Here is a 25,257-nt window from a genome sequence, read left to right on the forward strand (position 1 = left end):
CCCGAGGTGGGTTTGCGTTTGCAGCGCATCCGATGTTCGAAGCGGCGGATACCGTGGTCCATCAGCGCACCTCCAATGAAATGACCGGATTGAAAAACCGCGTCTCCCTTTGCTGAATGGCGGCAAATTATGCCGTTGCACTGTTGCTGAGGGCCGTTCCTGAGGATGTCGGGTGATCATTATGGCACAGACATAGCATGCCCAGCGGCGCATGCACGAAGGGGGATGACATGGCGAAACTGACACATCCTGGCAAATGGCCGCCCACTGATATTGCTGAGGGCACAACACCGCGGGCCTGGTTGCGATATGAACGGCAATATCCGGGGTCACGCCGCCCGTCGCGCCTGATATCGCATCCGACAGTGCCTTATGTGGCTGCGGCGCGTGTGGGAGGTACGGATGGTGAGATTGATCTGGCGGCGTTGAGTGCGGCGGCAGAACATTACCTCAAACAGCTGAAGCAGTATGTTAATGCAACGCCGCCGCCGCTGGGAAAGGCTGACCCGATGCTGGATCTGCTGGCCGATGTTGCCGCAAGCGGCAGCCTGCTGCATTGGTGTGATATCTGGCCCAAAATTGATGCCGAGCCAAGCCGTCTTGACGGGCAGATCGCCAGTTGGAACATGTCGCGCCATCCAAAGAGTGCGATGCCGGGCACCGTCATTCTGGTGGCGACAGAAGGCATTCCTGACCCCATGCATGGATCCTTTCTAATGCGGTTTCCGTCCGCCGGATTTCGGGTCCCGGTTGAGGTGCGCGCCACCGCTGATGGCTTTGATCTGGTCATCCGTGGCTTGACTGCGGAGTTTCCCGGCGGGTCCCATCAAGCGCTGTCATCGCTGCTGGCAGGACGCAGCGATGCTGAAAAACGAATGGTGCTGGGCGGATTGTCGCGCAGCCTCTCCGGCGTTCCCTTGGGGTTCCAGGCCGGTGTTGCACCGGCAACATTGGTTGCATCCTCCGCGACCGATGCGGAGGATGCGCCCGTCGAGGCTGCGGTCTCATCAGACGACGGCAGCAGCGCGACATCGCCACCGCCCTCTGATCCGGCGCCTGTCCCACCGACACCGCAAGCCGGTGCGGAGCCTCCGGCCCGATCCTCGGTCTATCGGATGATCACGATGCTTGAGGATAACATTGCTAAGCAGGCCGGAGTTGTTCCGAAGTCCCTGTTGCTGCAGGATATTCGGTTTTCGGCGGAGCCTGAGAACGTCACCGACGGGGCCTGGGATATTACCCTGACCCTGCTGGCGCGTGGGCAGGATACGCCGCGGGGCGAACCGGTGAGTTATCGTCTGACAGTTCGGGTGCGTCTGGCGGAGCCAGGCGCAAATGAGGTTGAGTTGCTCTCGGTCACGCGGGTACCGCTGGTCAGTCACGCGGTGGCCGGAACGGGGATTCCGCTGCCGCCACCGCTGCCTTTTGTGCGGGTATTTCCGGTGCCGCCGCCCGATTGGCGGGCCCCGTCGGGGAGAGTTCCGCCGCACCCCGCACCACCGCTTGCATGGCGCCGCCCGACGCGGCCGGACAGGATTTTGGATCTCTTCCGGGAAGACCGGGCGATTCCGCTGGCTCTTGGCATGAAGATGCAGCAACCGGCCTACGAGGTGCGCAACTGCCCGCGGTTTGTGCCTGGCGACGGGGAGGGCCGTTTCCCCAAAGCCCTGCCGACCACCGGGTTGTCCGATCTGCCGCCGCGCCGCAATGTATCCAGTGCAATCAGCGCCTATTGGCACAGCAAAACCTTCTTCGACAATATGCGCGGGCTGGGCCTTGCACCGGAGAGTTACATGGCCACGGCGGAGGGGCCGCTGGCGGTGCACTATCGGTCGGGCATCGTGCCAGGGCCGGGCCGGGATGGGCGGACTATAAATGCCCAGGTGCGCTATGAGGTGGCACCGGATGCCACCCTTCAGAGCAAACCCAGCATCGATATGCATCTGGCGCTGGCCAATCTCAACCGTTGGGCGAGGGTGAAGACAGGAACGCCGGACAGTCGATTGGAGCCGTTGGCTATCGCCAGCTGCGGGCGTTGGATGTTGCATGAATTCGGGCATTACCTTTTGGCGGCCCGGATTGGGCAACTGGAGTTCGACTTTGCCCATAGTGCAGGGGACTCGCTGGCGGCAGTGTTCTTTGATCCACTGTCCGATCTGTCCAGCCCGACCTATCCCGGCGATCCGAGGATGCGGGGGTGGACGTTTCCCTTTGTCTTTGCGCCGCGGCGGCACGACCGGACGCCCGCAATGGGCTGGGGCTGGTACGGATTGCTGAACCGCTCGGTGATTGAGGATCCGCCTGATTCCGGCAGCGAGCATAAGGCCTATCTGACCGAGCAGATCCTATCGTCCACCTGCTTCCTGCTTTATCGGTCATTGGGCGGCGATACGCTTGCGGGTGCGGAGGCAGACTGGACACAGCGCACCCGGGCCTCCGATATGACGCTATATCTGCTGATGCAGGGCATGGCCGGGCTGGCACAATCGCCGTCGCGCGCTGAAATGCTGGAGGTGGGCATGGAAGAGGCCGGCTGGAGCGCCCCGGCCTCCGTCCCCTTGCCAAGAGGCGGAGCAGACTGGCAGCCCGCCACCTCTCACAAGGCGACGCGATGGGCCTATGAAACCATGGGCATGTTCCCTTCAGATCCGAGTGAGATCATCAGCAAAGCGGGGGCGGCTCCGCTCGTTGACATCTACATTCGCGACCGCCGCCCCAATGTCTTCCCCACCGGGGACGGGCCGGTGGAGGTCGGACCAGGCAGCTATGTGCCCGTCTCGCTTCATTGGGCCGCGGATGCCAATTGGGTAATGCCCGGGTGGTGGCCGAGCTGTGGCAACCGGGGGTCCGTCGCCGCCACTAGCGCGCGGCTGCGCGCCTGGGCCGGTTGGGTGCTGAGTGACAAACCGCTTGCTCAGATCATGGAACGCAGTGTTGTCTGGCACGGGGACCTTGATATCGGGCCGTTTGACATTGCGCCGGGCGGGGCCGACATAGCGCTGGCGCAGGCTGATCAGCAACAGATCACGCAACTGACCACAGCAGCACGCAATGCCGCCCCTGCCGGAACCCAGCTGGTGGCCTTTTATGAACTGAGCCAGGTCAACGACCGCGCCAACACCGACCCGTCAGCCGGGTTCACAGTCATGATCGGGCCGGGGGCGTCACCCCCGACGACGGTTCAGGCGCTTGTTGATCTGGTTGCCGGTGACAATAATCTGGGCCTGCATATGGAAGGTTAAGAGACCCCGGCCAACGTGTCATGTGATATCAGCGGAGACCCAGGGTGTCGGCCATTCGGTCTTCGCCTTCTCCAGAATACGGTGCAGCGTGGGCACCGCGATATGCGCCCATGGGGTGCCGTCGGCCGCCGGGTTCACAGGGGCACTGTCCATCAGGCAATACCAGATCCCTGCCGCGATATGCCGTCCTGCGGTCGAGTCGGAGGGGTAGTGAACCCCGATCCGTTCGCGGTTCACCGCAATCCGGTTCGCCATGGTCAGCAAAGGCGAGGCGATCACATCGCTGCCAAGCAGATCGCTATAAGTTGGCTTGCGCAACAAGGTGCCGGCCGGGATTTGAATATCCGTGCCTGAGCCATCGGACTTATACCCTTTCACCACACCAAAACGCTGCGCCACACCGGGGATTTCCAACAACAGCAGGGACAGGAAATGTGCGAGAAACGCATGCCCGCTGGGAAAGGCGGGATGGGCTGGTGGACCAAAGGGCACCGTCAGCCCGGGCCGCAGTATCGACGGGCGCACCCGTTTGAAATAGGCCTTGTAGCTCATATAGGCGACATTACCGACCGCCAGTCCAAGATCAATAAGCTTGAGCGTGAAAGGATGGTCAAAGCTGTTGGCCCCCAGAAAATGGATCAGATAGGCCGGCAGGCCATCGGCCTGAATATCGCATTCAACCATATATTGCTGACGATCATCCTCCATATACATCTTGAGCACTTCCAGCTCGGCGACAATGATGTCAAAGGCGGCCTCAGCCGCAGTGCGCGATTGTGCAGCGGTGCCGGTTCTGACGTATTGCCAAAGCAGATCCTTGTCTTCCAGCCAGCGATTGCCGACATGGGCCGGATGCCAGTTGTTAAACTGTGATGCAAATTCCAGCGCCGCCATGGTGCCGGGTTCGGATCTGTCTGCGGCCCGCAGCCATTCCCCGAGATTGGGGTCAAACGGCAAGCTCCAAAACCGCAGGGCAGGGTCCCAGTCTTCGGTCGTCCATTCCAGCGCCACGGGATAAGCGGCAGTGTCTGTCGGCAGCTGATAAGGGCTGATGATCATCGACAGAGGGAACGGGTCACCGCCGTTGTTGTCTGGGCTGAAGTCCAGCGTCCAGGGCAGCAGCCCCAGCTCCTTGGGTGTCGCGTAGTAGCTGCGCAATGTGCCGATCCCAGCGTCAGCCCCATTGCCGAGCAGATAGCCGTTGTCCTCAAGCCCGAGGCCCAGCCCTGAGCCGAGCCCCAAACCGTTCCCGAGTCCGAGACCGGATCCTAGTCCAAGACCAAGGCCGGATCCCAAACCCAGGCCAAGCCCCAGGCCCTGACCCGCGCCCAACCCGTTGCCAAGACCGAGTCCATTGCCCAATCCCAAACCGTTTCCAAGACCCAGACCATTGCCGAGGCCCAGCCCCAACCCGAGACCCAGACCGTTCGACGCACCTTGTGAACTGCCATGTTCCGCCATCATAAATCCCCCTTAAATCGTTGAATACGAGTTAAAAAACGTCCTACGTGGCTGCTGATATCTGGCCTTTTGCCGGTCTGCCTCTCATTTTATTTTGTTATTGTCGGGTATCCCGATAATGCGCTGTGGCTGCCGTCTACTCGGGCAGTCCCGCGCGTATCAAACCGTCGATCAGACGATCCAGGGCCTCCTTTGATTTCAGCGGATACCAGGTCGCAAATTTCGAGACCGAGAATCCGGGATCGAGAGCGAGTATTTCCTGCGCTACTTTGTGCGCATTTTCAGCCTGACCGCTGAGGGCAAAAGACGCCGCAAGCAACCGCAGGCTGGCCATGAAACGGGGCTTGTTGCGGCGGGCGTTTTTCAGAAAACGGATCGCCTCCGGCAGGTTGTCATCGACAAATTCAGCGAGGCCGGCAGCGGTCAGAAAAAAGAAACTCAGAGGATCGTAAGGCGCCAGCCGCCAGACATTGAGAAGCCTGTCGCGGGCCTCTGCACCGTCGCCGAGGTAGGCATATGTCGTCGCACTCAGCCCCCAGGCCAGCGGCAGGTTCATATTATGCGCCAGCGCATCCTCAAAGAGTTCCAGCGCGTCTTCCGGGCTGTTTTCATGCAGGCTGAGCACATGCGCGCGCACAGACAGCGTCAGCGCGTCATCCGGGTCCAGTTCCACCGCGCGCCGGGAATGGTTGATCATGGTCAATATGTCGTCACGCGGGTTGTGAGAATGGCCCTCCGCCAAAAAGAAATTCATACACCAGGCGAGATAAGCATGGGCCTGGGGATATTTTGGGTCAAGTGAGACGGCGCGCTTCAACAGGGCAATTGCCTCTTCATAGCTGTGGTCGTCCAGCTGATAGAGCCGGGCGAGGGCGCGCAGCACACATTTGTAAGCATCCAGACTGTCAGTGCTGCGGGCGCTGATATGTTCAGCCTCGGTTGACAGCACCTTAGGTTCCAGCATCGCCAGCACACCGGAGGCGATTTCATCCTGAAAGGCAAACAGCTCCTGCAGATCCCCGCGATAGGTCTGAGCCCAGATGGCGCGGTTGCGCAGCACATCCATCAACTCAACAAAAATACGCAGCTGATCCCCGTGTCGGTCGACCGAACCAGTCAGCAGATAGGAAACCCCGAGGCCGCGACCGATCTCGGCCGGGTTTTCGTTGCTGCCCCGGAATTTAAGTGTCGAGGTGCGCGCCATGACAAACATCGTGCGGCTGCGGGACACACCTGAGATGATCTCCTCGGTGATGCCGTCGCCGAAATATTGCTCCTCAGCCTGCGCGCCGCGATCCTGAAACGGCAGAACCGCCAGCGTCGGGCGGTTTTTCCAATCGGCATGGGGGTGCAGGGGAACGGTGTCACCGCTGCCGTCGCAGACCTGATAGACCTGAACCGGGCGATCAATGTTCTTCAGCAGCGGCGATCCAAGGTCGTGAAACCGCAGCGACAGTTTTCCGCGAACGATATCGCGGACCATCTTGGTGACCACCACGGTGCCGGGATCGGCCAGTTGATGAATGCGTGAGGCGATGACAACGCCATCAGATTGCACAGTGCCCTGATCATCGATCACGTCGTCAATATTGACGCCAATGCGGATCTTCATCGGGTTGGCATCGTCATTCTGCTGGCCCAGCCGGTCCTGAACCGCCATGGCCCATTGCACCGCATCTGTGGCGCTGGAGAATTCCACCAGCAGCGCATCTCCGGCATCGGACCGCCGCACGCCGTCGTAACGCTTCAACTCATCCAGCAGCACTGTATCGCGCAGGTGACACCAACGGCGCACCGTATCCGTTGTGCTGATTTCGATATGCCGCGTGTAATCGGCCACGTCAGCAAAGGCAAACGCCGTGAGCCGCGTAGAGATCTTGGGTAGGATTGTCGAGATGGGCCCCTGCATGGATGATGTCCTGCCGCCAATAGGGGGGCAGTATATCGAATAGTATAGAATTATAAAGAATGTAGCGCAGGGGAAGTCGTATCTTCGCCGACTATCCGCAAATCAGCGAACCCGCTGGGTGATCAGCTTTTGGAGCTCTCAACCTCCGGGTAGACTGCAGTCTTTTTCACGACGCCGTAGACAAAGCTGGTGTCGATGGAACTGATACCGCCAATGGGATGCAGACGCGCGCGCACGAAGCGTTCGTAATCCTCCAAATCCGCCACCACCACGCGCAGCAGGTAGTCGGCCAGGCCGGTCATCACAAAACAATCCAGCACCTCCGGTGTGTCGCGGATCTGGCGTTCGAAATTGGCCACCACGCTTTCCGTGTGGTTCTCAAGGCTGACCCGGACAAAGACCGTGACCGGCAGCCCGTAGACCTTGGCATCGACATCGATACTGTAGCCCTGAATGACATTGGTGTTTTCCAGAATACGCAATCTGCGCAGGCAGGGTGAGGGCGAGAGATTGACCTCAGCCGCGAGGTCGAGATTCGTCATCCGCCCATTGCGCTGCAGCGCCCGGATTATTCGGCGATCGGTGGCATCCAGTTTGGCTATCTCTGGCATAATATGCCAATCCTTTTCCAGTTTGAGGGTAAATTAGCAACTAATCACCCGCGTGGCCATCCTAAGATGCTGGAAACACAATAGGGTGATTTCCATGACAAAAACCGGCTCCAGCTTCTCCACACGCGCAATCCACCATGGCTATGACACGCAGTCGCAGCAGGGATCGCTGAACCCGCCGCTCTATCTGACGTCGACGTTCACCTTCGATTCCGCCGAGGCCGGTGGCGAGATGTTCACGGGTGAGCGCGAGGGGCATTTCTACAGCCGGATCTCCAACCCGACGCTGGACCATCTGGAGCAGCGCATTGCCAATCTGGAAGGGGGCGAAGCAGGGCTCGCCACGGCGTCCGGCATGGGTGCGATCACTTCGACGCTGTGGTCGTTCCTTGCGGCGGGTGACGAGATCATCCTCGACAAGACACTCTATGGCTGCACCTTCTCCTTCATGACCCATGGTCTGCCGCGTTTTGGTGTGAAGGTGCGCCTGGTGGATATGACAGATCCGACCAATCTGGCAGAGGCGATCAGCCCCAAGACCAAGCTGGTCTATTTCGAGACGCCGGCGAATCCCAATAATCGCTTGATCGACATTGCTGCGATTTCCGAGATTGCGCACAAAGCCGGTGCCAAAGTGGTGGTCGACAACACCTTTGCCACGCCGGTCCTCACGCGACCGATCGAACTGGGCGCAGATATCGTGGTGCATTCGGCAACCAAATTCATCAGTGGTCATGGCGATGTCATCGCGGGGCTGGTGGTGGGCTCCAAGGAGGATATCACCCAGATCCGTCTGGTGGGGCTGAAGGATATGACTGGTGCGGTCATGTCACCCTTCAGCGCAATGCTACTGATGCGCGGCCTGAAGACGCTGGAACTGCGCATGGAGCGCCATTGCAAATCCGCACTGAAAGTCGCTGAGGCACTGCAAGCGCATCCTGCGGTGGAGCGGGTCTATTATCCAGGCCTTGATGATTTTGCCCAGAGAGATCTGGCCGGGCGGCAGATGTCGGGCTTTGGTGGCATGATCCCGTTTGAAGTGGTCGGCGGCAAGGCAGGCGGTATCGCCATGATGAACCGGCTTGAGATGATCCAGCGCGCGGTCTCGCTAGGTGATGCGGAGACCCTGATCCAACACCCGGCCAGCATGACCCATTCGACCTACACCCCTGAGGAACGCGCCGAACATGGCATCGCTGAGGGTCTGGTGCGGATGTCGGTAGGGCTTGAAGGTGTCGACGATATCATCGACGATCTGATGCAGGCGCTGTCCTCGCATAACGCCTACGCCGCTGCCTGATCTCGGCTGTGCCCGGCGCCCCCGTTGGGGCGCCTTATGGTAACGGCCGCGCCCTTCGGGCCGCTCTATGTAAAAGGCCCCCTCCGCACTCCGGCGGGAGGGGTAGCTTCGACTTATGCCAACGAGTTTGACCATGACCCCGACAACCGCCGCGCCGCCACCCTCTCCTGAAATGCTGAAGACGATTGAGCAGCGGTTGCTGTGGCTGTCACATTGGATGATCCACAACGCCAACCACCTGCGCGCCAAGGAAGATGGCATCAAGATCGGCGGCCATCAGGCCAGCTCTGCCTCCATGGTGTCGATCATGACCGCGCTCTATTTCAGCGCGCTGCGGCCCGAGGACCGGGTGGCCGTGAAACCCCATGCCTCGCCGATCTTTCATGCGATCCAATATCTGATGGGCAATCAGACCCGTGAGAAGATGGAGAATTTCCGTGGTTTTGGCGGGGTGCAGAGCTACCCGAGCCGGACCAAAGATATTGATGACGTGGATTTCTCCACCGGATCCGTGGGTCTGGGCGTGGCGATCACCTCCTTTGCGTCCATGGTTCAGGACTATATCACCGCGAAATCCTGGGGCGCAGACGCGCCGCAGGGGCGCATGGTGGCGCTGGTCGGCGATGCAGAACTGGATGAGGGCAATGTCTATGAATGCCTTCAGGAAGGCTGGAAAAACGATCTGCGCAACACCTGGTGGATCATTGATTACAACCGCCAGTCCCTTGACGGGATTGTGCGCGAAGGATTGTTCCAGCGGATTGAGAAGATCTTTGACGCCTTTGGCTGGGATGTGGTGAAGGTAAAATATGGCGCCCTGCAACGCGCCGCCTTTGAGGAGCCGGGCGGCGACAAGCTGCGTCAGTGGATTGATGATTGCCCCAACCAGACCTATTCGGCGCTGACCTTTATGGGCGGGGCTGTCTGGCGTCAGCATCTGATGGAGGATCTGGGCGATCAGGGGGATGTGACTGCACTGATAGAGCGGCGTTCGGATGCGGATCTGGCAGCCCTGATGGAAAACCTCGGCGGTAATTGCGTGACCACCATGGCCGATACCTTTGCCGCCATCGACCATGATCGTCCGGTTTGTTTCCTGGCCTATACGGTGAAGGGGTGGGGCACGCCCATCGCGGGCCATAAGGACAACCACGGCGGCCTGATGAACAAGACCCAAATGGCCGAATGGCAGCGCTACATGGGTGTCGCTGAGGGTGAGGAATGGGAGCCGTTCGCAACGGTCGAAAATGTAGCTGCGCTGCAGGGCTTTCTTGATCAGGCCCCGTTTTTTGCCAAGGGAGCGCGGCGCTATCAGGATGCGCGCTTACCCGTGCCAACGGTGGAGGTGAAGACCGATCGCGAGATGTCGACACAGATGGGATTTGGCAAGATCCTTGATGATCTCTCCAAAGGTGACAGCGACCTGGCGACACGGATTGTCACCATGTCACCGGATGTGACCGGGACCACCAACCTTGGCCCTTGGGTGAACCGGCGCAAGCTCTTCGCCCGCACGGCTCAGGCGGATGCTTTCATCGAGCATAAGATCCCGTCGACCGCCAAATGGGAGTTCACACCGGACGGCCAGCACATCGAGCTGGGCATCGCTGAGATGAACCTGTTCCTGCTGTTGGGGGCTGCCGGCCTGTCTCAATCGCTGTTTGGCAAGCGGTTGATCCCTATTGGCACCGTCTATGACCCCTTCGTCGCGCGCGGCCTCGATGCGCTCAATTATGCCTGCTATCAGGATGCCCGTTTTATGATCGTGGGCACACCGTCGGGGGTGACACTCGCGCCTGAGGGTGGTGCGCATCAATCCATCGGCTCGCCGCTGATCGGGATGAGCCAGGACGGGTTGGCCGCGTTTGAACCTGCTTTCGTCGATGAGCTGGCGGTGATCATGGAATGGGCGTTTGATTATCTTCAGCGTGACGGCGAGGGCGACCCGGATGAGCGCACATGGCTGCGCGATGAGACCGGCGGCTCGGTCTATCTCCGGCTGACCACCAACCCGATTGAACAGCCGGGCAAACGTGTTGACGATGATTTCCGGCAAGGCGCCATTGATGGCGCTTACTGGCTGAAAAAGCCGGGGCCGAACTGTGATGTGGTGATCGCCTATCAGGGGGCTGTTGCGCCGGAAGCCATTAAAGCCGCTGCCGCCATTGGCGAAGGCCGCCGTGACGTGGGCGTGCTGGCGGTCACCTCGGCCGACCGGCTAAATGCGGGCTGGACCGCAGCGCAGCGGGCGCGGGCCCGTGGTCTGCCGCAGGCACAAAGCCATATCGAGACGTTGCTGGCCCAGCTGCCCAGCCATTGCAAGCTGATCACAGTGATTGACGGGCACCCCGCAACCCTGAGCTGGCTGGGGAGCGTTCAGGGGCATCAGTCTATTCCGCTTGGCGTCGAGCATTTTGGTCAGACCGGTACCATCGGTGATCTCTACCGCCATTTCGGCATCGACGCGCAAGCCATCACCGCGGCTGCAGACGGGTTGACGGCAGGGCGACGGCTTAAGGTGGTGTAACGTCTGACCTCTCCTGAGGCAGGTCAAAGACTACAGATGTGGAACATGAAAAAGGCGCAGTCACCTGCGCCTTTTTTGAAATGTGATTGCCCTATGTGAAGGCGATCAGCTGTCAGTCTCCTGCGCCTCGCGGAAGATCCCGACCAGTCGCGTCACATCACCATTGTCGTCGCGAATAGCCATCCCCTGGCTCTCCACCTGGATCTCGACGCCATCGGGACGGATCAAACGTTTGATGAAGGAAAAACCGTTACCCGTTTCAATGGCCTCGGAGACGATGCGCTGCACATCCTCACGGTCATCGGGGTGGAAGAAGGCAATCGCGCTGTCGATTTCCGGATCATAATCCTCGGGTTTTACGCCATGGATCTCATAGACTTTGGGCGACCAATAGGGGGTCTGGCCATCCGCATCGATGGACCAGAAACCGATCCCGACCATGTCCTGAACCAATTCGGCCTGCATCAGCAACTCTTCGGCCCGTTCGCGTGCCTCCACGGTTTCTGTCACATCGGTGCCAATGGTGAAAACAGTCGGTTCCTCGGTGATGTGATGCGGGAACCGGTGGCGGTCCATGCTGATCCAGCGGTCGCCCTCACCACCGGGCAAGCTCACCTGCAGCAGTTCATTGTCAAACCCGTCCTTGCTGTCGAGCACCTTTGCATCTTCCCGGAGCGTCTGCTCATCAGCGCCGGCGTCCGATGCGAGTGCAAAGAGATTCTTTGACAGCGCCTTGTCCCGGCTCAGCCCAAGGAGTTCCGCATAGGCCGAACTGATCCGCAGGACCTCACCGCTGCGGGTTCGATTGAGCAGCAGCAGATTGGAGTTGTCGAGGATCATCTCCATCTCATGGGCCATGCCGGGGAATTCCGACACCACCATGGTCACGCCGAGGATCTGCCCATTGACATCAAAGTAGGGCGAGCAGGTCAGCCGGATGCGGGTGCCCTTGGAGGTGAATTCCTCGGTCACGGTCTGGCCAAGGCGCAGCGCCTCGCTGCAGATCGGTGCCAGGATCGGAAAACCTTCCGGCAGGGCACATTGGCTGATGTGCGGGCTGGAGATGGGGCGGCGGATATTGAACATCCGGGTTGCCGCCAGAGTTGCCTGAGTGATCTGCAAAGCGCTGTCGGCCACAACAATCGCCAGCGGCGTGCTTTCGAGAACGGAGATCAGCTCGCCGGTACGACCACTCAGCTCGGACGCGGTGACCTGCAGTTCCTCGTTGACGGTAATCAGCTCTTCGTTGGTGGATTGCAGTTCCTCGTTTGAGGTCTCCAGCTCCTCATTGGTGGCTTGAAGTTCCTCATTGGTGGATTGCAGCTCCTCATTGAGCGACTGCAGTTCCTCGTTCGAGGTCTCCAGCTCTTCAATTGTCTGCTGCAGAGCTTCGCGGGTTGTCGCGACCTCATTCTCAAGATTGCGGATCCGTTCAAAGGTGGCGTCACCTTCCTCACCAACAATCGGTGTCTCACTCATCCGGGAGCGGTCAACCGTGACCGGCGTGAAGACCACAAGCGCCGCGCGTTCGCTGATGTCCTTGGCGATAATCGGGTAGACGTCGAGGCGGATCTCCTCGTCGTCATTCTCTGCCAGAAGATGGCGCACGCCGCCCTTGTGAGCGCCGTTTTTCAGCGCGATGGTGATCAGGCTGCGCGCCTCTTCACGCAGGGGGCTGCGCAGCAGATCAAGATGCATCCGCAACGAACTGGTCTCATTGACTTCGATAAACTGACTCACCGAGCCATAGACCCGCGCGATGGAGAAATCCTCGGTGACCAGAAGCGAGTTTTTGCCCAGGGACTGTGCCAATGCCTCAAACAGCTGACGGTCGGTGGAGGGCCCCGGCTGTGCAGGCGGTTTGATGGTTGGCCGCTGCGCCATCATCGGCACCGATGGCATATTATAGGGCTGCTGGGCCTGATGGGCGCGCAGAGATCGCTTACGATAGACATGCGATGCAGAGCGGTCCTGGACGAACAGTTCATCAGATCCGGCGACGCTCTCGGCGGTGCCGAGGAACAGCAGCCCATGCGGTGACATCGCATAGTGGAACCGCGACATGACTTTCTGCTGCAGCGGGTTGCCGAAATAAATCAGTAGGTTGCGGCAGCAGATCAGATCTACCTTCTGAAACGGCGGATCCTGGCAGACGTTGTGGTCGGAGAACAGAACCGCATTGCGCAGGTTGTCGACCACCCGGACGCCATCGGTCTGGCGGATCAGGTATTTATCCGCAAGTTCAGAGGGGATATCGTTCAGCGCCGCAAGGCTGTAGACCCCTTTACGCGCCGTTTTCAACGCATCCTTATCGATATCGGTCGCGAAAATCTGCACCCGTGATTTGAGCTGATTGGTCGGGTTGCCGAGCGCCTCAGAGACCACCATGGCGATTGAGTAGGCCTCTTCGCCGGTGGCGCAGCCAGCCACCCAGATTCGCAGCGGGCCGGGACCGCGCTCCTTGATCAGTTGGGGCAGCAGCGCTTTCAACAACTCGAATTCTTCGCGGTCGCGGAAAAACCGCGTGACCGAAATCAGCAAGTCCTTGAACAAGGCATCAACAGCATGAGGGTTGTTGCGGCAGAACTGGGTGTATTCCTCCTGGGTTTCGATCCCAAGGGCAATCATGCGCCGCTCGATCCGGCGGCTGATGGTTGTCTGTTTGTAGTCGCGGAAATCCACGCGGGTGCGCGCCAGAAGAATTTGTAGCAGATCCGACACCGGCGAGTCCCGCAGGCTGTTCTCATGCCGGAAGGAGGTGAAATCACGCGGGGAAGAGAGGATCTTCTGCAGGTTGGCGCCGATATCTTGCGGCCGCAGCACGAGATCGACGCAGCCAGTCTGCACCGCAGCTACAGGCATTCCATCGTATTTCGCGCTTTCGGCGTCCTGGGCAATGGTAATGCCGCCGGCCTCTCGAATGGCCTGTACACCATAGGCGCCATCACTGCCGGTCCCCGAGAGGATGATCGCCATGGAGTTGTCGCCGTTCTGCTCCGCAAGGCTGACCAGGAAGCGGTCGACCGAGGGGCGCGGCGTACCGGGTTCGGCATTGGGATCCTGTAGCAGGTGCAGGCGACCATCTGAGAAGATGACATCGCTCTTGGGCGGGGTGATATAGACGACATTGGCCTCGGGGATCGTGCCATTTTGTATGGTGCCGACCTTCAGCTGGGTCTGCCGCGCCACCAGCTCCGTCATCAGGCTTTTGTGGTGTGGCGACATATGTTGGACAACAACATAGGCCGCAGGCACATCCACCGGGAGCGTCGCAACCAGCTCACGAATGGCTTCAAGTCCGCCTGCGGAAGACCCGATGCCGATAATGGTCAGGTCCTGAGTTGTTTGCGTTGTCATATGTGTGCCTATCGTCTACCGTCTTTTTTATCTATTAACGCCTTCAGCGCTACAAGGTCCATGACCAATTGCGAAAAAGGTCGATCTGGGAGTGAGCTGACATGGCGTGCTAGGTTTGGGGGCGGGATAGAAAAATTACAATTTAGGGTTGCATAAAGCTTGACTGAGATTGTTACTCCAACCTACGCTGTATCAATGGTTTGTAAACTACTCCTAACTAGAAATTAAAACATCTCCAGTGATACAGGTTGGGTGTGATGAACGTGGTGGCTATGACTGATAGTACTGAGACTGGAGAAGACCAACGACGGTTCATCGTGAACCTGATGGCGGAGAAGGGGGAGACCCCCTATGTCCGGTCCTGTGAAGTGGTCAGTTCCGCGTTCCGCAACAGAACCTCCTTCGTGAATACGATGCCGCTTGAGGAGGTGTTTTGCGATTCTATTGCCGAAGGATTGAACGACTGCGTCAACATGCTGTCGGGCGAAACACAGGTTATTTCCCTGCCGTCCCTCATACTTGAAGTGCCAGGCCTGGTGCTGGCTGGGGCTCATATTCTCACCACCGTTAATGATGATGGTAGTCAGTCGATCATCATCCGGTTTCGGATCAGTCTTGGCGGGATCGGCTATGCATTCCGCCCTGATGTGGGCTTCGGTGCCGGGCTTGAGGATCTGACCCGAGAGGTGAGCGCGCAGGTGCTGACCGATCTGGCATTGCCGCTGCTCAATGTGCTTTCCGCGACAGAGGCCGGTCTGGTCGATGCAGAGAGTGCCATAGGATCCCTGAGCCAGCAGCTCGCCGACCGGGTTCATGAAATCCGCTTTCAAATCGAACTTGTGAAACGCTATACCGACGGTCTTGAGCGTCAGCGCAATAACCCTCAAGGCGCGGATGCCGTGAAAGATCAACCGCGCCGACTTAGTTCCTGCTAACGAATACTATTTCTTCACAGCTCTCAGTTGTTATTAATGTTATTGCGATGGTTGACCTACCACGCAATACATTCGTCATAGGCGTTTGCAGTCCCATCTTATGGATCTCGCGCTTAGTTGCAAAAAAATCGCTCAACCGCGTGATCGTCGTTGTATGTGACAATAGTCCTTTGGCCATATGCGACGCCGCCTTCCACGGTGCGCTCTCTTCCTACCGACATCAGGTGAGGTGACGGTGGTTCTCCATCGGAAAATCCCGACATGACCGCCGTGCCTGCCGCGATGATAAGTTTTAAGGTTAGATATTTTAATCTTGAAATAAATACAGACTTCGGCCTAGGCTTCTTTAAGGGATCGATAAAGCGGTCCTTGGACATCGTGTGATCGGTCTCCTGCGCATGTGCTCTGCCTCCGGTATGAGTGCGCCCGCGCAGGCCGACAAATGTGAAGAACGCCGCAAAAAGCTGGCGCAGCGCAGTCCAATCAGAAAGAGTAAGCGGCGGGGAGTTGCCACAGAAGCAGCCCCCATTGCTCAGACAGATCAGGGAGATGGATCAATGACGACACTGAAGACCATGGCACTGGCCACAGCCATATCAACACTGGCCTTGGCCGCCGGCGCTGAGACAAAGATCGGTATGATAACAACGCTCTCCGGTGGCGGCGCGGGCCTTGGCGTCGATGTGCGCGACGGCTTCATGCTGGCGATGGAGCAGGCGGGCCGCGACGATATCGAAGTGGTGATCGAAGATGACCAGCGCAAACCTGAAAGCGCCGTGCAGATCGCCGATCAGATGATCCAATCGGAGAAGGTCGATATTATGACCGGCATCATCTGGTCGAACCTTGCCATGGCGGTGGTTCCGGCGGCAACGGCACAGGGCGTATTCTATCTGTCGCCCAATGCCGGCCCGTCAGCGCTGGCCGGGAAGCGCTGCCATGAAAACTACTTCAACGTGGCTTGGCAGAATGACAATCTGCATGAGGCGGCGGGCGCCTACGCCAATGATGCGGGCCTGAAAAACAGCTACATTCTCGCCCCGAACTACCCGGCGGGCAAGGATGCATTGACCGGCTACAAACGGATGTATCAGGGCGATCTGGCGGGTGAGACCTACACCAAACTGGGGCAGACCGACTATGCTGCTGAGATTGCGCAGATCCGCGCCTCCGGTGCCGACAGCGTCTATTTCTTCCTGCCGGGCGGTATGGGGATTTCCTTCCTCAAGCAATATGCAGACAGCGGTGTTGATCTGCCGGTGGTTGGCCCGGCCTTCAGCTTTGATCAGGGCATCCTGCAGGCAGTTGGTGGCGCGGCCTTGGGCATCAAGAACACCTCGCAGTGGAACAAGGATCTGGACAACCCGGCCAACACAGCCTTTGTCGCCGCCTTCGAGCAGAAATATGAACGTCTGCCGTCGTTGTATGCAAGCCAGGGTTATGACACCGCGAACCTGATCCTCAGCGCACTGGACAAGGCAAGTGTCGATGACAAAGAGGCCTTTCGCGCAGCGCTGAAGGCGGCGGAGTTCGAGTCCGTTCGGGGGGATTTCAAATTCGGTGACAACCACCACCCGATCCAGAACATCTATGTCCGCGAAGTCATTCAAGAAGGCGATGTTTTCACCAACAAGATCATCGCAACCGGTCTGGAAAATCACGCGGACGCCTACGCGGCTGAGTGCAAGATGTAAGACCGCATGGGGCGTGCGGGCCGGTGAGAGATCCGGCTCGCATCACCCAATTCCAATTGCTGCGGGGCGTGATGCCTCTGCCTTGGTGGAACTAACTAATGTCCCTCATTCTTATTCTGGAGCAGATCCTGAACGGATTGCAGTTCGGGGTGATGCTCTTTCTCATGGCGGCCGGCCTGACCTTGGTCTTTGGCGTTATGGGGCTGATCAATCTGGCGCATGGTGCGCTTTATATGGTTGGTGCCTTTGCCGCCGCTGTTGTGGCCGCCTGGACCGGCTCTTTTGTCCTGGCCCTGATGGCCAGCTTAGCAGCCGCCGCCGCGGCCGGCGCGCTGGTCGAATTCCTGGTGATCCGGAAACTCTATGACCGGGATCATCTGGATCAGGTGCTGGCCACCTTTGCGCTGATCCTGATCTTCTCGGAGGGCACGCGCTGGGTCTTTGGATCCTTCCCGCTGTTTCTGGATGTGCCGAGTTATCTTTCGGGTCCGATCAGCCTGCCGGGGGGCATTGAATACCCGCTCTATCGTCTGACCATCATTGCCATTGGCCTGGTGGTTGCAGCCGGTTTGTTCTGGCTGATCGCACGCACGCGCATCGGCATCCAGATCCGCGCCGGCGAAAGTGATCGGGAGATGATCGCGGCCCTTGGTGTCGATATTTCAAAGCTTTACACGCTGGTCTTCGCCCTTGGTGCTGCACTGGCCGGATTGGCCGGTGCCTTGGTCGGAGCCATCCAATCGGTGCAGGTTGGCATGGGTGAGCCTGTGTTGATCCTTGCCTTCGTGGTGATTGTGATTGGCGGCATCGGCTCGATCAAAGGCGCCATGGTCGGCTCGCTTTTGGTCGGGCTCACCGACACGCTTGGCGGCGTGTTCCTGCCGCAGATGTTCGCGCTGTTCATGGAACCGGCCAGTGCAACATCCGTCGGGGCATCGCTGGCGTCGATGCTGATTTACATCCTGATGGCGGTCATCCTGCTGGTGCGCCCGTCCGGTCTCTATGGGGGGCAGCACTGATGAACCGTGAAAAACTGTTGAACGCTGCGGTGATCCTGCTGCTGCTCGCGATCCCACTATGGGCGCATATGACAGAGGAGCCGTTTCTGATTACTCTCGCAACGAAGGTGGCAATCCTTGCGCTGGCGGGGGTTGGCCTCAATATTGCCCTGGGGATTGGTGGTCTTGTAAGCCTTGGCCATGCGGCATTTTTCGGGATCGGTGGTTATGCGATGGGCATCCTCGCCGTCCATGCGCAGAATTACGAACCACTGGCCGAGTGGCCACTTCTGATCGAAGGCACCAACCAGATGCCGGTGATCTGGCTGGTGGCGGTTGTTGCCAGTGCGCTTGCAGCACTGGTGATCGGCGCGCTGTCGCTGCGCACCTCGGGCGTCTATTTCATCATGATCACCTTGGCCTTTGGTCAGATGCTCTACTACTTTGCCATCAGTTGGTCAGCCTATGGCGGTGAAGACGGGCTATCGATCTGGGTGCGCAATGAGTTTCCGGGTATGAATACGTTGGCTCCGCTGCAGTTTTTCCTGATCTGTTACGCCATCCTCTGTGCGGCGCTGTGGTTTGCCGCCCGACTGGCGCGCGCGCCCTTTGGTCTGGCGCTCTCTGCTGCGCGTCAATGCGAGGCGCGGGTGGAGACGGTTGGCATCACCCCTTACCAGCTGCGTCTGACGGCCTTTGTCATCTCAGGAGCGATCACCGGTCTGGCCGGCGCGCTGTTTGCCGATCTGAACCGTTTTGTCAGCCCCACAATGTTCAGTTGGCACACCAGTGGTGAGATCATGATTTTTGTTATCATCGGCGGCGTCGGGCGGCTTTTTGGCCCGGTGATCGGGGCTGCGTTGTTCATTCTGCTCGAGCACCTTCTGGGTGGGATCAGCGATTACTGGCAGATCTATCTGGGCGGGCTGCTGCTGATCATTGTACTTTACGCCCGTGGCGGCGTGATCGGTGCGATCAGCGGACGGGAGGTGGCCCATGACTGATCCAACGGGCGCAAAGCAGGTTTTGGAGGTCAGAGATCTTAGCAAATCCTTTGGCGCGTTGCAGGCCAGCAAGAACATCTCTCTGGATCTGCGTGCCGGAGAAATCCATGCCTTGATTGGTCCGAACGGCGCCGGAAAATCAACACTTATCAAGCAGATATCCGGGGAACTTCGTCCCGACAGCGGGTCCGTTTCGCTGCTTGGTCATCCGGTAGATGATCTGAGCCGTGTCGCACGAGCCCGGATGGGGCTGGGGCGTACCTTCCAGATCTCCGCCCTCGCGATGGACTTCACGGTATTGCAAAACGCGGTGCTCGGCGCGCTTGGCGCGCGGGGCGGCGTGTTTCGGTTCCTAGGCAATGTGATGCGGGACAAGGCATTGGTGGCGCAGGCGGAACACGCCTTGGAGCGCGTGGGCCTGTTGAGCGACGCAAAGCGGCGGACCGCGGACCTGTCACATGGCCAACGGCGCCAACTGGAGGTGGCGGTGGCGCTGACGCTGCAACCACGGCTGTTCCTGATGGATGAGCCGATGGCAGGCCTTGGGGCAGGTGGATCGCAGGCGCTGACAGGGTTTCTGAACACCCTGCGCCATGAGGCGCCGATCCTTCTGGTAGAGCATGATATGGATGCTGTCTTTGCTTTGGCGGATCGGATCAGCGTGTTGGTTTATGGCGAAGTCATCGCCACCGGCACCACCGATGAGATCCGCAACAACGCAGAGGTGCGACGCGCCTACTTGGGTGAGGAGGAGGCGGTATGACTTTGCTATCTCTAAAAAATGTTACTGCGTCCTATGGGCCGTCTCAGGCCTTGTTTGGTGTGGAGCTGGACATCGGCGAAGGCGAGGTGGTGGCGCTGATGGGCCGCAACGGCATGGGTAAGTCGACCACGATCAAGACCATCTGCGGCATGTTGCCAGCGAGTGAAGGCACGCTGCATTTCGCAGGAAATGACCTGCGCAAGCTGCACTCACATAAGATCGCGCGACTGGGTATCGGGTTGGTACCTGAGGGCCGTCGATGTTTTGCACCGCTCACGGTCGAGGAAAATCTGAGAGCTGCTGCAAGGCCCGGCCCCTGGGATTTCGCCATGGTCGCAGACCTCTTCCCCCGCTTGGCGGAGCGGCGCGATCAGACCGCGTCTTCTCTCTCCGGAGGGGAGCAACAGATGCTCGCCATTGGTCGTGCGTTGATGATCAACCCGCGTCTGTTGATCCTGGACGAGGCGACCGAAGGCCTCGCTCCCGTGGTGCGTCAGGAAATCTGGGCGGCGATTGCGCGGCTGAAACGCGACAGTGGTCTGTCGATTCTGGTGGTGGACAAGACACTACGTGAACTCGCCGCCGTGGCGGACCGAGCGGTGATTGTGAACAAGGGCGCGACGGTCTGGACGGGTGCAATGGACGCGCTGACTCCCGAGCTGAAGGACCGCTATCTGGGCGTTTAGCCAGGTCCCTGGCTTGGACTCGTGACCCGGCTTTGCTAGGCAGGGCAAAACACTCCCGGCCAAGGAACCCACCATGCCTGCAATCACCCTCTGCATTCCCGCCTATGCTATGGGCGGGGATGGTGCGCGCTACTTGGCGGATTCCTTTGACCATCTCTGCCATCAGAGTTTCAGCGATTTTGATATCGTTGTATCAGATCAATCCGATGATATGGCGGTTGCTGAGGTCTGCCGGACTTATGCCGACCGGCTGACCATCACCCATCTGTGGAACCGCGAGGGGCTGAGACAGGCCTCGGCGAATGTGAACAACGCAATAGCCCATGCAACCGGCGATATCATCAAGGTTCTGTTCCAAGATGATTTGATTATAGACCCCAACGGGTTGGCGCACATACATGATGCAATGGGGCAGGGTGCGGACTGGTGCCTCTGCGGCTCTGGCGTTACGCGGGATGGCAGCACTGTGACCCGTCCGATGCGACCTCGGCTGACCGATCGGATGCATTTTGGCAAGAATACCGTTTCCAGCCCCTCGGTTCTCGCCATGCGCCGTACCTCCGCGATGGAGTTCGACGAAGCCTTGATCTGGCTGATGGATGTGGACCTCTACAAACGCCTGTGGGATGCCTACGGAGATCCGGTGGTGGTGCCCGACACCGTGATTGCCAACCGCATGCATGAGGGTCAGGTCAGCGCGTCTGTCAGCAAGGCGTTGCGGCAGAAGGAGCTGCGATACATGGGCAGAAAATTTGCCAGGACCACCAGTTTTCGCGGCTGGTTGGAATATCTTCGGCAGCGGCTGAAGGCGCTCTGACATCGCGACGTCAAAGTACACCTATGGGCAGTCTGAGGTGATGCCCATAGGTATTTCAATCGTCTAGCGGGATAAGTGAATGTTAAATCTCTCTCGCAAAGCCTGATCCAGAACTGGATCGAATTGCGCCTGCGAGGCTTGGCTTAGGATATGTTCCTTGCGGGCTATCGCCTTTTCGATGAGGTCAGGCTTGTCCAGCTCAGCCCATTCCTTGGGAGAGGTGCGATCCCCGAATGTGGGATAAACGAAATCCTGCTGCATCCGGCTGAGCGTAGCGTCCGTACCCAGATAATGGCCAGTTCCGCTAAGGCAGACTTCAGCAATCTGATCGATGGCAACGGTGTCTTCGCTCACCTCAATACCGCGCACGCAACGCAGCGCCTGGCCGAGCATATCGTCGCTCAGGATCAGCGACTCAAGGCAGAACCCAAGCAGAGAGGCATGCATTCCGGCCGCCTCATACACCATATTGCACCCCGACAGCCCCGCCATCACGTTGGAGCACATCTGCTCCCATCCGGCCTGCATGTCGGGCAGTTTGCTGTCAGAGGCGCCAGCGGCGGCGCCGCCCGGCAGGTCATAAAAATGATGCATCTGCGCGCAGCCCGCCGTCAGCAGCGCCTGTTCGCCAGATCCGATCGACATCGCCCCGGTTCGCAGATCAAGCCCGAAAGGCCAGGTGCCAAAGATCGCAGGCGCCCCGGGTTTGACGGCGTTGACGTAGACCAGACCGGCAAGGCATTCGGCAACCGCCTGCACAATGGCGCCGGCAATCGTTGATGGTGCGGTGGCGCCGGCCATGCCCGCGGACAGCAAGAGAACCGGCATACCGCCCTTGATGCACAGCTCCATCACCTCGCAGCTTTCGGTGGCAAACTTCATCGGGGGCACAACAAAGCAGTTGGAATTGGACATAAACGGACGCTCGCGCCATTTGTCCTCACCGCCTGCAATCATATGCAGCATCTCCAGTGCCGGCGGCACATGGCTCGGCTCGGTAAAGGATGTTCCGATATGTTTCAGCGTGCCAGAGCAGCTCGCGTAGACCGTATTCAGGTCCATTTCCATATTGTCGAGAATATCGCGGCACACCATAGGCCGCTGCAGGAAGTGGACGTTGTCCAATTGGTCGGTGATCCGGGCCGCGTCGTGCAAATCCTGCACGGTTGAATCGCGATATGTCCGGCCATGAACATCAACCACATGGACTGCAGCACCGGCAGTGCCGTAATGCACCCGCGTGCCTGAGAGTTCGAGGTCGTTCTTGCCATCCCGGCTGAACAGGGTGACCGATCGGTTGGCCTTGGCAATCGTGTCCTCTACCAGGGCACGGGGGAACCGGATGCGGCCATCGTCGCCTTCAATGCAGCCCGCAGCTTTCAGATAGGCAACCCCGCTTGGTGGCGCGTCGGCAAGGCCGATCTGCTCCAACGCGTTCAGCGCGGCTTCGTGGATACGTGCAACACCGGCGTCGCTGAGCGGGCGATAAAGGCCGCCCTCCAGCCCGGCCCGAACGGGGCGCAGATGGTCGGCAAGGGGGGCTGCCCGGGCAGCACGGCGGGCAGCGCGGCCACCGCTTCGGGACGCACGAGGGGAGTTCGATTGATCTGTCATAAGGTCTCTCTGGGTCTGAAATGGAAGCTGATCGTTTCAGATCCGCCTCGGTCGTCCCCGCGCCGCCCGACCACGGGACGCGCCGATTGTGCGGCCGATCAGACTGATGAACCACCGTTCTCCTGACTGTTTCCCTGGCTGGCTGGCTGCCATGTCACTGCTCCGTTGTCGTCTGTACATCGTTGCACAGAGGGCGACCGATTCTATCTCATTTGCGACTTATGTGAAATTTGCGACCAATATTTCACAACGGAGATGCGCCAACTTCTAAATTCACCTCCGAGCATGATCGGTAAAAATGTATAAATATTAGCGCGTTAAAGGGTGAATTTCGTCTATGTTGGTGTTACCAACTGAGGCACTCTGAGAACGCCATCATGCTGAACCCGGTGTTAAGCATTTGCAGAGATACTGGTCGGAGATGGGCAATCACGCGCGCCTGAACGGCGCGCCGTCAAAAAAGGGCAGTGCCGATGACACCGGCCTTCATTCGCAGCACGGACCATGATCTCTCGGCGCATCGTAAGCAGCGGCGCCGGTGGCTTCGGACAGGTGGTAGCGGATCAGCCCGGTGGGCAGCGATTGCCGGGCTCACAGCGGCGGTCCTTGCGGCTGCGCCCTGTTCTGCTGGTGACTGGAGCGGTTTTTTCCTTGGCGCCTCCATGGCGCGCGTACAGGCCGCGCAATCAGTGCGGGGTTCAGTAAGCGCGTCGGGGCTTCACCTTGGCTATGATCATGATTTTGGTCTCGTGGTGCTGGGCGGGGAGGTCGAGGTTGATCGCAGCGGGCGTGCCCGCTCTGACCTGACGGAGGATCAGACCCGGCGGATCAAACTGAGGGCCGGTTACGATATGGGGGAGACGCTGGGATATGTCACCGTCGGCTCAGCCCGCAATGAAACCGCCACAGATAGCGACAACGGGGCGGTTTATGGCCTTGGGCTCAGCTACTCCCTCAACCGGGCTCTGCATGTCAGCGGGGAATACCTGCATCAGGACGCAAGCGATGGCGCCGCCGTTCAGACGCCCTCGCGTGATATCCTGTCGATCCGCGCATCTTTTCAGTTCTGACGCCCTCCCTCTCACCATCCGTCAATAGGCGTGGCTGCCGGGATCGACCTCTTGGGGCTAGTGTCCAAACACACCTAGATCTGGCCATCACTTCGCAGCGTCTCATCCATCGTCGCGCGACTGGCGCAATGGGCAGATCAAGAGTTGCATGACGGCCCCGGTTTCAGAAGCCAGATGAGCGGTGGTTGGCCGGTCCGGCAAGGCACCGGCGCGGATTTGCCAATCGGCGATTAGACGCCCGAAATCAATCGGCAGGAACCTGCCTCATGCCCTCATTTTGGGCCAAATAATGCGCAGAAATTCGGAAAAACTCGACGGGGTCTGGAACAAAACCGCTGTCGATCTTCTTTAGGAGGGGCAGACGCGAGAGTAGCGCGTCTTTGAGAAGACACATGTCGAAAGACAGACAAGGAGAAGTCGAGATGACTCGTATCGTATCCATGGCCGCCATCGCCGCCGCCCTGAGCACCCCAGCCTTTGCCGGCAATCTGGAAGAGCCCGTCGTGGCCCCAGCCCCTACGGCACCGCCCGTCGTGGTTGCCAATGACGGTGGCGATTGGACCGGTGCCTATATCGGTGGCCAAATCGGGCAGCTGGACGCAGACACCAGCAACGGCCTGTCAGGCGATGATGTCTCTTACGGTGTGCACGCTGGCTATAACTATGATTTTGGCCGCTTCGTGCTGGGTGGTGAGATTGACTATGACGCCACAGATGTCGATCTTGGCGGCGGTGCCGCCACTGTGGACTCCGTGATGCGTGGCAAGGTGAAGGCCGGGTATGACTTCGGTCCCGTCCTCGCCTATGTGACTGGCGGTGTGGCGCAGGTCGACACCTCTGTTGGTGATGAAACCGGTGAATTTTACGGTATCGGCGTCGCCTACCGCGTGACCGACCAATGGACTGTCGGTGGTGAAGTGTTGGAGCATGACTTCGATAATCTGGGCAGCTCCGGCATCAGCGCCGATGCGACCACCGTATCGCTGCGGGCCTCCTACCAGTTCTGATTTGCCCCCCAGTGATAACAGCGGCGCGTCCATTTCGATGGGCGCGCCGTTTTGCGTCGGCGTGAGGCTTAAGTCTGAATTGCAGGCTTGGCGGGGCTTTCTTGCTGTGTTATGCCAATCTTATGAACCGGATTTGCAACATTATTACCTGCTGCATTACCTGCTGAAATAGTCAGCGGGCTGGTTTCTGTCGTTCCCTTCTTTTGAACAAGTTGCTAAGCCCGCGCTGCGCGCCGCGTACCTGCGGCACCCGTTGGGAGAT

At 59.2% G+C, this 25,257-nt stretch carries 17 protein-coding genes; 12 read left to right on the plus strand and 5 right to left on the minus strand.

Annotation, left to right across the window (positions count from 1 at the left end):
- The first annotated feature begins 230 nt into the window (after positions 1–230).
- Positions 231–3,242 carry a hypothetical protein gene (locus INHI_RS0107485; protein ID WP_027247259.1) on the plus strand — a complete coding sequence of 1,004 codons (3,012 nt, stop codon included), beginning with the start codon at positions 231–233 and terminating at the stop codon, positions 3,240–3,242.
- Between the two features lie 18 nt (positions 3,243–3,260).
- Here the strand turns inward: INHI_RS0107485 and INHI_RS0107490 are convergent, their stop codons facing one another.
- The 3 genes from INHI_RS0107490 to INHI_RS0107500 all read right to left on the minus strand — a co-directional run bounded on the left by INHI_RS0107490 (position 3,261) and on the right by INHI_RS0107500 (position 7,223).
- Complete coding sequence (locus INHI_RS0107490) at positions 3,261–4,706, minus strand: phosphatase PAP2 family protein (RefSeq protein ID WP_027247260.1); 1,446 nt, start codon at positions 4,704–4,706, stop codon at positions 3,261–3,263.
- Positions 4,707–4,839: 133 nt separating this feature from the next.
- Positions 4,840–6,612 carry an adenylate/guanylate cyclase domain-containing protein gene (locus INHI_RS0107495; protein WP_027247261.1) on the minus strand — a complete coding sequence of 591 codons (1,773 nt, stop codon included), beginning with the start codon at positions 6,610–6,612 and terminating at the stop codon, positions 4,840–4,842.
- A 122-nt stretch (positions 6,613–6,734) separates the two neighbouring features.
- A complete protein-coding gene (locus INHI_RS0107500; RefSeq protein ID WP_014880073.1) occupies positions 6,735–7,223 on the minus strand; it encodes an Lrp/AsnC family transcriptional regulator in 489 nt (162 codons plus the stop codon).
- Between the two features lie 94 nt (positions 7,224–7,317).
- On the opposite strand from INHI_RS0107500, the gene INHI_RS0107505 reads away from it, so the two are divergent.
- Both INHI_RS0107505 and INHI_RS0107510 read left to right on the plus strand, forming a co-directional pair.
- The gene (locus INHI_RS0107505; RefSeq protein ID WP_027247262.1) at positions 7,318–8,523 is read left to right on the plus strand and encodes a methionine gamma-lyase; all 1,206 of its coding nucleotides are present in this window, start codon (positions 7,318–7,320) and stop codon (positions 8,521–8,523) included.
- 115 nt (positions 8,524–8,638) lie between these two features.
- Entirely contained in the window at positions 8,639–11,050 is a 2,412-nt protein-coding gene (locus INHI_RS0107510; RefSeq protein WP_027247263.1) for a thiamine pyrophosphate-binding protein, read from the plus strand.
- A 105-nt stretch (positions 11,051–11,155) separates the two neighbouring features.
- Here INHI_RS0107510 and INHI_RS0107515 read toward each other — a convergent pair whose 3' ends face one another.
- On the minus strand, positions 11,156–14,407 hold the full coding sequence (locus INHI_RS0107515) for a chemotaxis protein CheB (RefSeq protein ID WP_027247264.1): 3,252 nt from the start codon (positions 14,405–14,407) through the stop codon (positions 11,156–11,158).
- 272 nt (positions 14,408–14,679) lie between these two features.
- Here INHI_RS0107515 and INHI_RS0107520 point away from each other — a divergent pair, with 272 nt between their 5' ends.
- The 7 genes from INHI_RS0107520 to INHI_RS0107555 all read left to right on the plus strand — a co-directional run bounded on the left by INHI_RS0107520 (position 14,680) and on the right by INHI_RS0107555 (position 21,304).
- Positions 14,680–15,342 (plus strand): hypothetical protein, encoded by a 663-nt coding sequence (locus INHI_RS0107520; protein WP_254656862.1) that lies wholly within the window; start codon positions 14,680–14,682, stop codon positions 15,340–15,342.
- 557 nt (positions 15,343–15,899) lie between these two features.
- Positions 15,900–17,036 carry an ABC transporter substrate-binding protein gene (locus INHI_RS0107530; RefSeq protein ID WP_027247265.1) on the plus strand — a complete coding sequence of 379 codons (1,137 nt, stop codon included), beginning with the start codon at positions 15,900–15,902 and terminating at the stop codon, positions 17,034–17,036.
- A 98-nt stretch (positions 17,037–17,134) separates the two neighbouring features.
- Positions 17,135–18,055, plus strand: coding sequence for a branched-chain amino acid ABC transporter permease (locus INHI_RS0107535; RefSeq protein WP_027247266.1), 921 nt, complete (start codon positions 17,135–17,137; stop codon positions 18,053–18,055).
- Entirely contained in the window at positions 18,055–19,038 is a 984-nt protein-coding gene (locus INHI_RS0107540) for a branched-chain amino acid ABC transporter permease (RefSeq protein ID WP_027247267.1), read from the plus strand. The genes INHI_RS0107535 and INHI_RS0107540 overlap by 1 nt, the downstream gene beginning before the upstream one ends.
- Positions 19,031–19,801: an ABC transporter ATP-binding protein gene (locus INHI_RS0107545; RefSeq protein ID WP_014880065.1), complete on the plus strand. Its 771-nt coding sequence runs from the start codon at positions 19,031–19,033 to the stop codon at positions 19,799–19,801. The genes INHI_RS0107540 and INHI_RS0107545 overlap by 8 nt, the downstream gene beginning before the upstream one ends.
- A complete protein-coding gene (locus tag INHI_RS0107550; RefSeq protein WP_014880064.1) occupies positions 19,798–20,487 on the plus strand; it encodes an ABC transporter ATP-binding protein in 690 nt (229 codons plus the stop codon). The genes INHI_RS0107545 and INHI_RS0107550 overlap by 4 nt, the downstream gene beginning before the upstream one ends.
- 73 nt (positions 20,488–20,560) lie before the next feature.
- Positions 20,561–21,304: a glycosyltransferase family 2 protein gene (locus tag INHI_RS0107555; protein WP_027247268.1), complete on the plus strand. Its 744-nt coding sequence runs from the start codon at positions 20,561–20,563 to the stop codon at positions 21,302–21,304.
- A gap of 63 nt (positions 21,305–21,367) precedes the next feature.
- Here INHI_RS0107555 and INHI_RS0107560 read toward each other — a convergent pair whose 3' ends face one another.
- On the minus strand, positions 21,368–22,918 hold the full coding sequence (locus tag INHI_RS0107560) for a trimethylamine methyltransferase family protein (RefSeq protein WP_027247269.1): 1,551 nt from the start codon (positions 22,916–22,918) through the stop codon (positions 21,368–21,370).
- Between the two features lie 473 nt (positions 22,919–23,391).
- On the opposite strand from INHI_RS0107560, the gene INHI_RS0107565 reads away from it, so the two are divergent.
- Positions 23,392–23,988 carry an outer membrane protein gene (locus INHI_RS0107565; protein ID WP_027247270.1) on the plus strand — a complete coding sequence of 199 codons (597 nt, stop codon included), beginning with the start codon at positions 23,392–23,394 and terminating at the stop codon, positions 23,986–23,988.
- A 422-nt stretch (positions 23,989–24,410) separates the two neighbouring features.
- Positions 24,411–24,995 carry an outer membrane protein gene (locus INHI_RS0107570; protein WP_014880060.1) on the plus strand — a complete coding sequence of 195 codons (585 nt, stop codon included), beginning with the start codon at positions 24,411–24,413 and terminating at the stop codon, positions 24,993–24,995.
- Positions 24,996–25,257 lie beyond the last annotated feature (262 nt).

This window comes from Phaeobacter inhibens DSM 16374 (assembly GCF_000473105.1).
GTDB classification, from domain to species: Bacteria; Pseudomonadota; Alphaproteobacteria; order Rhodobacterales; family Rhodobacteraceae; genus Phaeobacter; species Phaeobacter inhibens.

Bases quoted from the DNA above. Each gene is read 5' to 3' on its own strand.
- INHI_RS0107485 (WP_027247259.1), top strand. From the start codon at position 231: ATGGCGAAACTGACACATCCTGGCAAATGGCCGCCCACTGATATTGCT.
- INHI_RS0107490 (WP_027247260.1), bottom strand. From the start codon at position 4,706: ATGATGGCGGAACATGGCAGTTCACAAGGTGCGTCGAACGGTCTGGGT.
- INHI_RS0107495 (WP_027247261.1), bottom strand. From the start codon at position 6,612: ATGCAGGGGCCCATCTCGACAATCCTACCCAAGATCTCTACGCGGCTC.
- INHI_RS0107500 (WP_014880073.1), bottom strand. From the start codon at position 7,223: ATGCCAGAGATAGCCAAACTGGATGCCACCGATCGCCGAATAATCCGG.
- INHI_RS0107505 (WP_027247262.1), top strand. From the start codon at position 7,318: ATGACAAAAACCGGCTCCAGCTTCTCCACACGCGCAATCCACCATGGC.
- INHI_RS0107510 (WP_027247263.1), top strand. From the start codon at position 8,639: ATGCCAACGAGTTTGACCATGACCCCGACAACCGCCGCGCCGCCACCC.
- INHI_RS0107515 (WP_027247264.1), bottom strand. From the start codon at position 14,407: ATGACAACGCAAACAACTCAGGACCTGACCATTATCGGCATCGGGTCT.
- INHI_RS0107520 (WP_254656862.1), top strand. From the start codon at position 14,680: ATGACTGATAGTACTGAGACTGGAGAAGACCAACGACGGTTCATCGTG.
- INHI_RS0107530 (WP_027247265.1), top strand. From the start codon at position 15,900: ATGACGACACTGAAGACCATGGCACTGGCCACAGCCATATCAACACTG.
- INHI_RS0107535 (WP_027247266.1), top strand. From the start codon at position 17,135: ATGTCCCTCATTCTTATTCTGGAGCAGATCCTGAACGGATTGCAGTTC.
- INHI_RS0107540 (WP_027247267.1), top strand. From the start codon at position 18,055: ATGAACCGTGAAAAACTGTTGAACGCTGCGGTGATCCTGCTGCTGCTC.
- INHI_RS0107545 (WP_014880065.1), top strand. From the start codon at position 19,031: ATGACTGATCCAACGGGCGCAAAGCAGGTTTTGGAGGTCAGAGATCTT.
- INHI_RS0107550 (WP_014880064.1), top strand. From the start codon at position 19,798: ATGACTTTGCTATCTCTAAAAAATGTTACTGCGTCCTATGGGCCGTCT.
- INHI_RS0107555 (WP_027247268.1), top strand. From the start codon at position 20,561: ATGCCTGCAATCACCCTCTGCATTCCCGCCTATGCTATGGGCGGGGAT.
- INHI_RS0107560 (WP_027247269.1), bottom strand. From the start codon at position 22,918: ATGACAGATCAATCGAACTCCCCTCGTGCGTCCCGAAGCGGTGGCCGC.
- INHI_RS0107565 (WP_027247270.1), top strand. From the start codon at position 23,392: ATGACACCGGCCTTCATTCGCAGCACGGACCATGATCTCTCGGCGCAT.
- INHI_RS0107570 (WP_014880060.1), top strand. From the start codon at position 24,411: ATGACTCGTATCGTATCCATGGCCGCCATCGCCGCCGCCCTGAGCACC.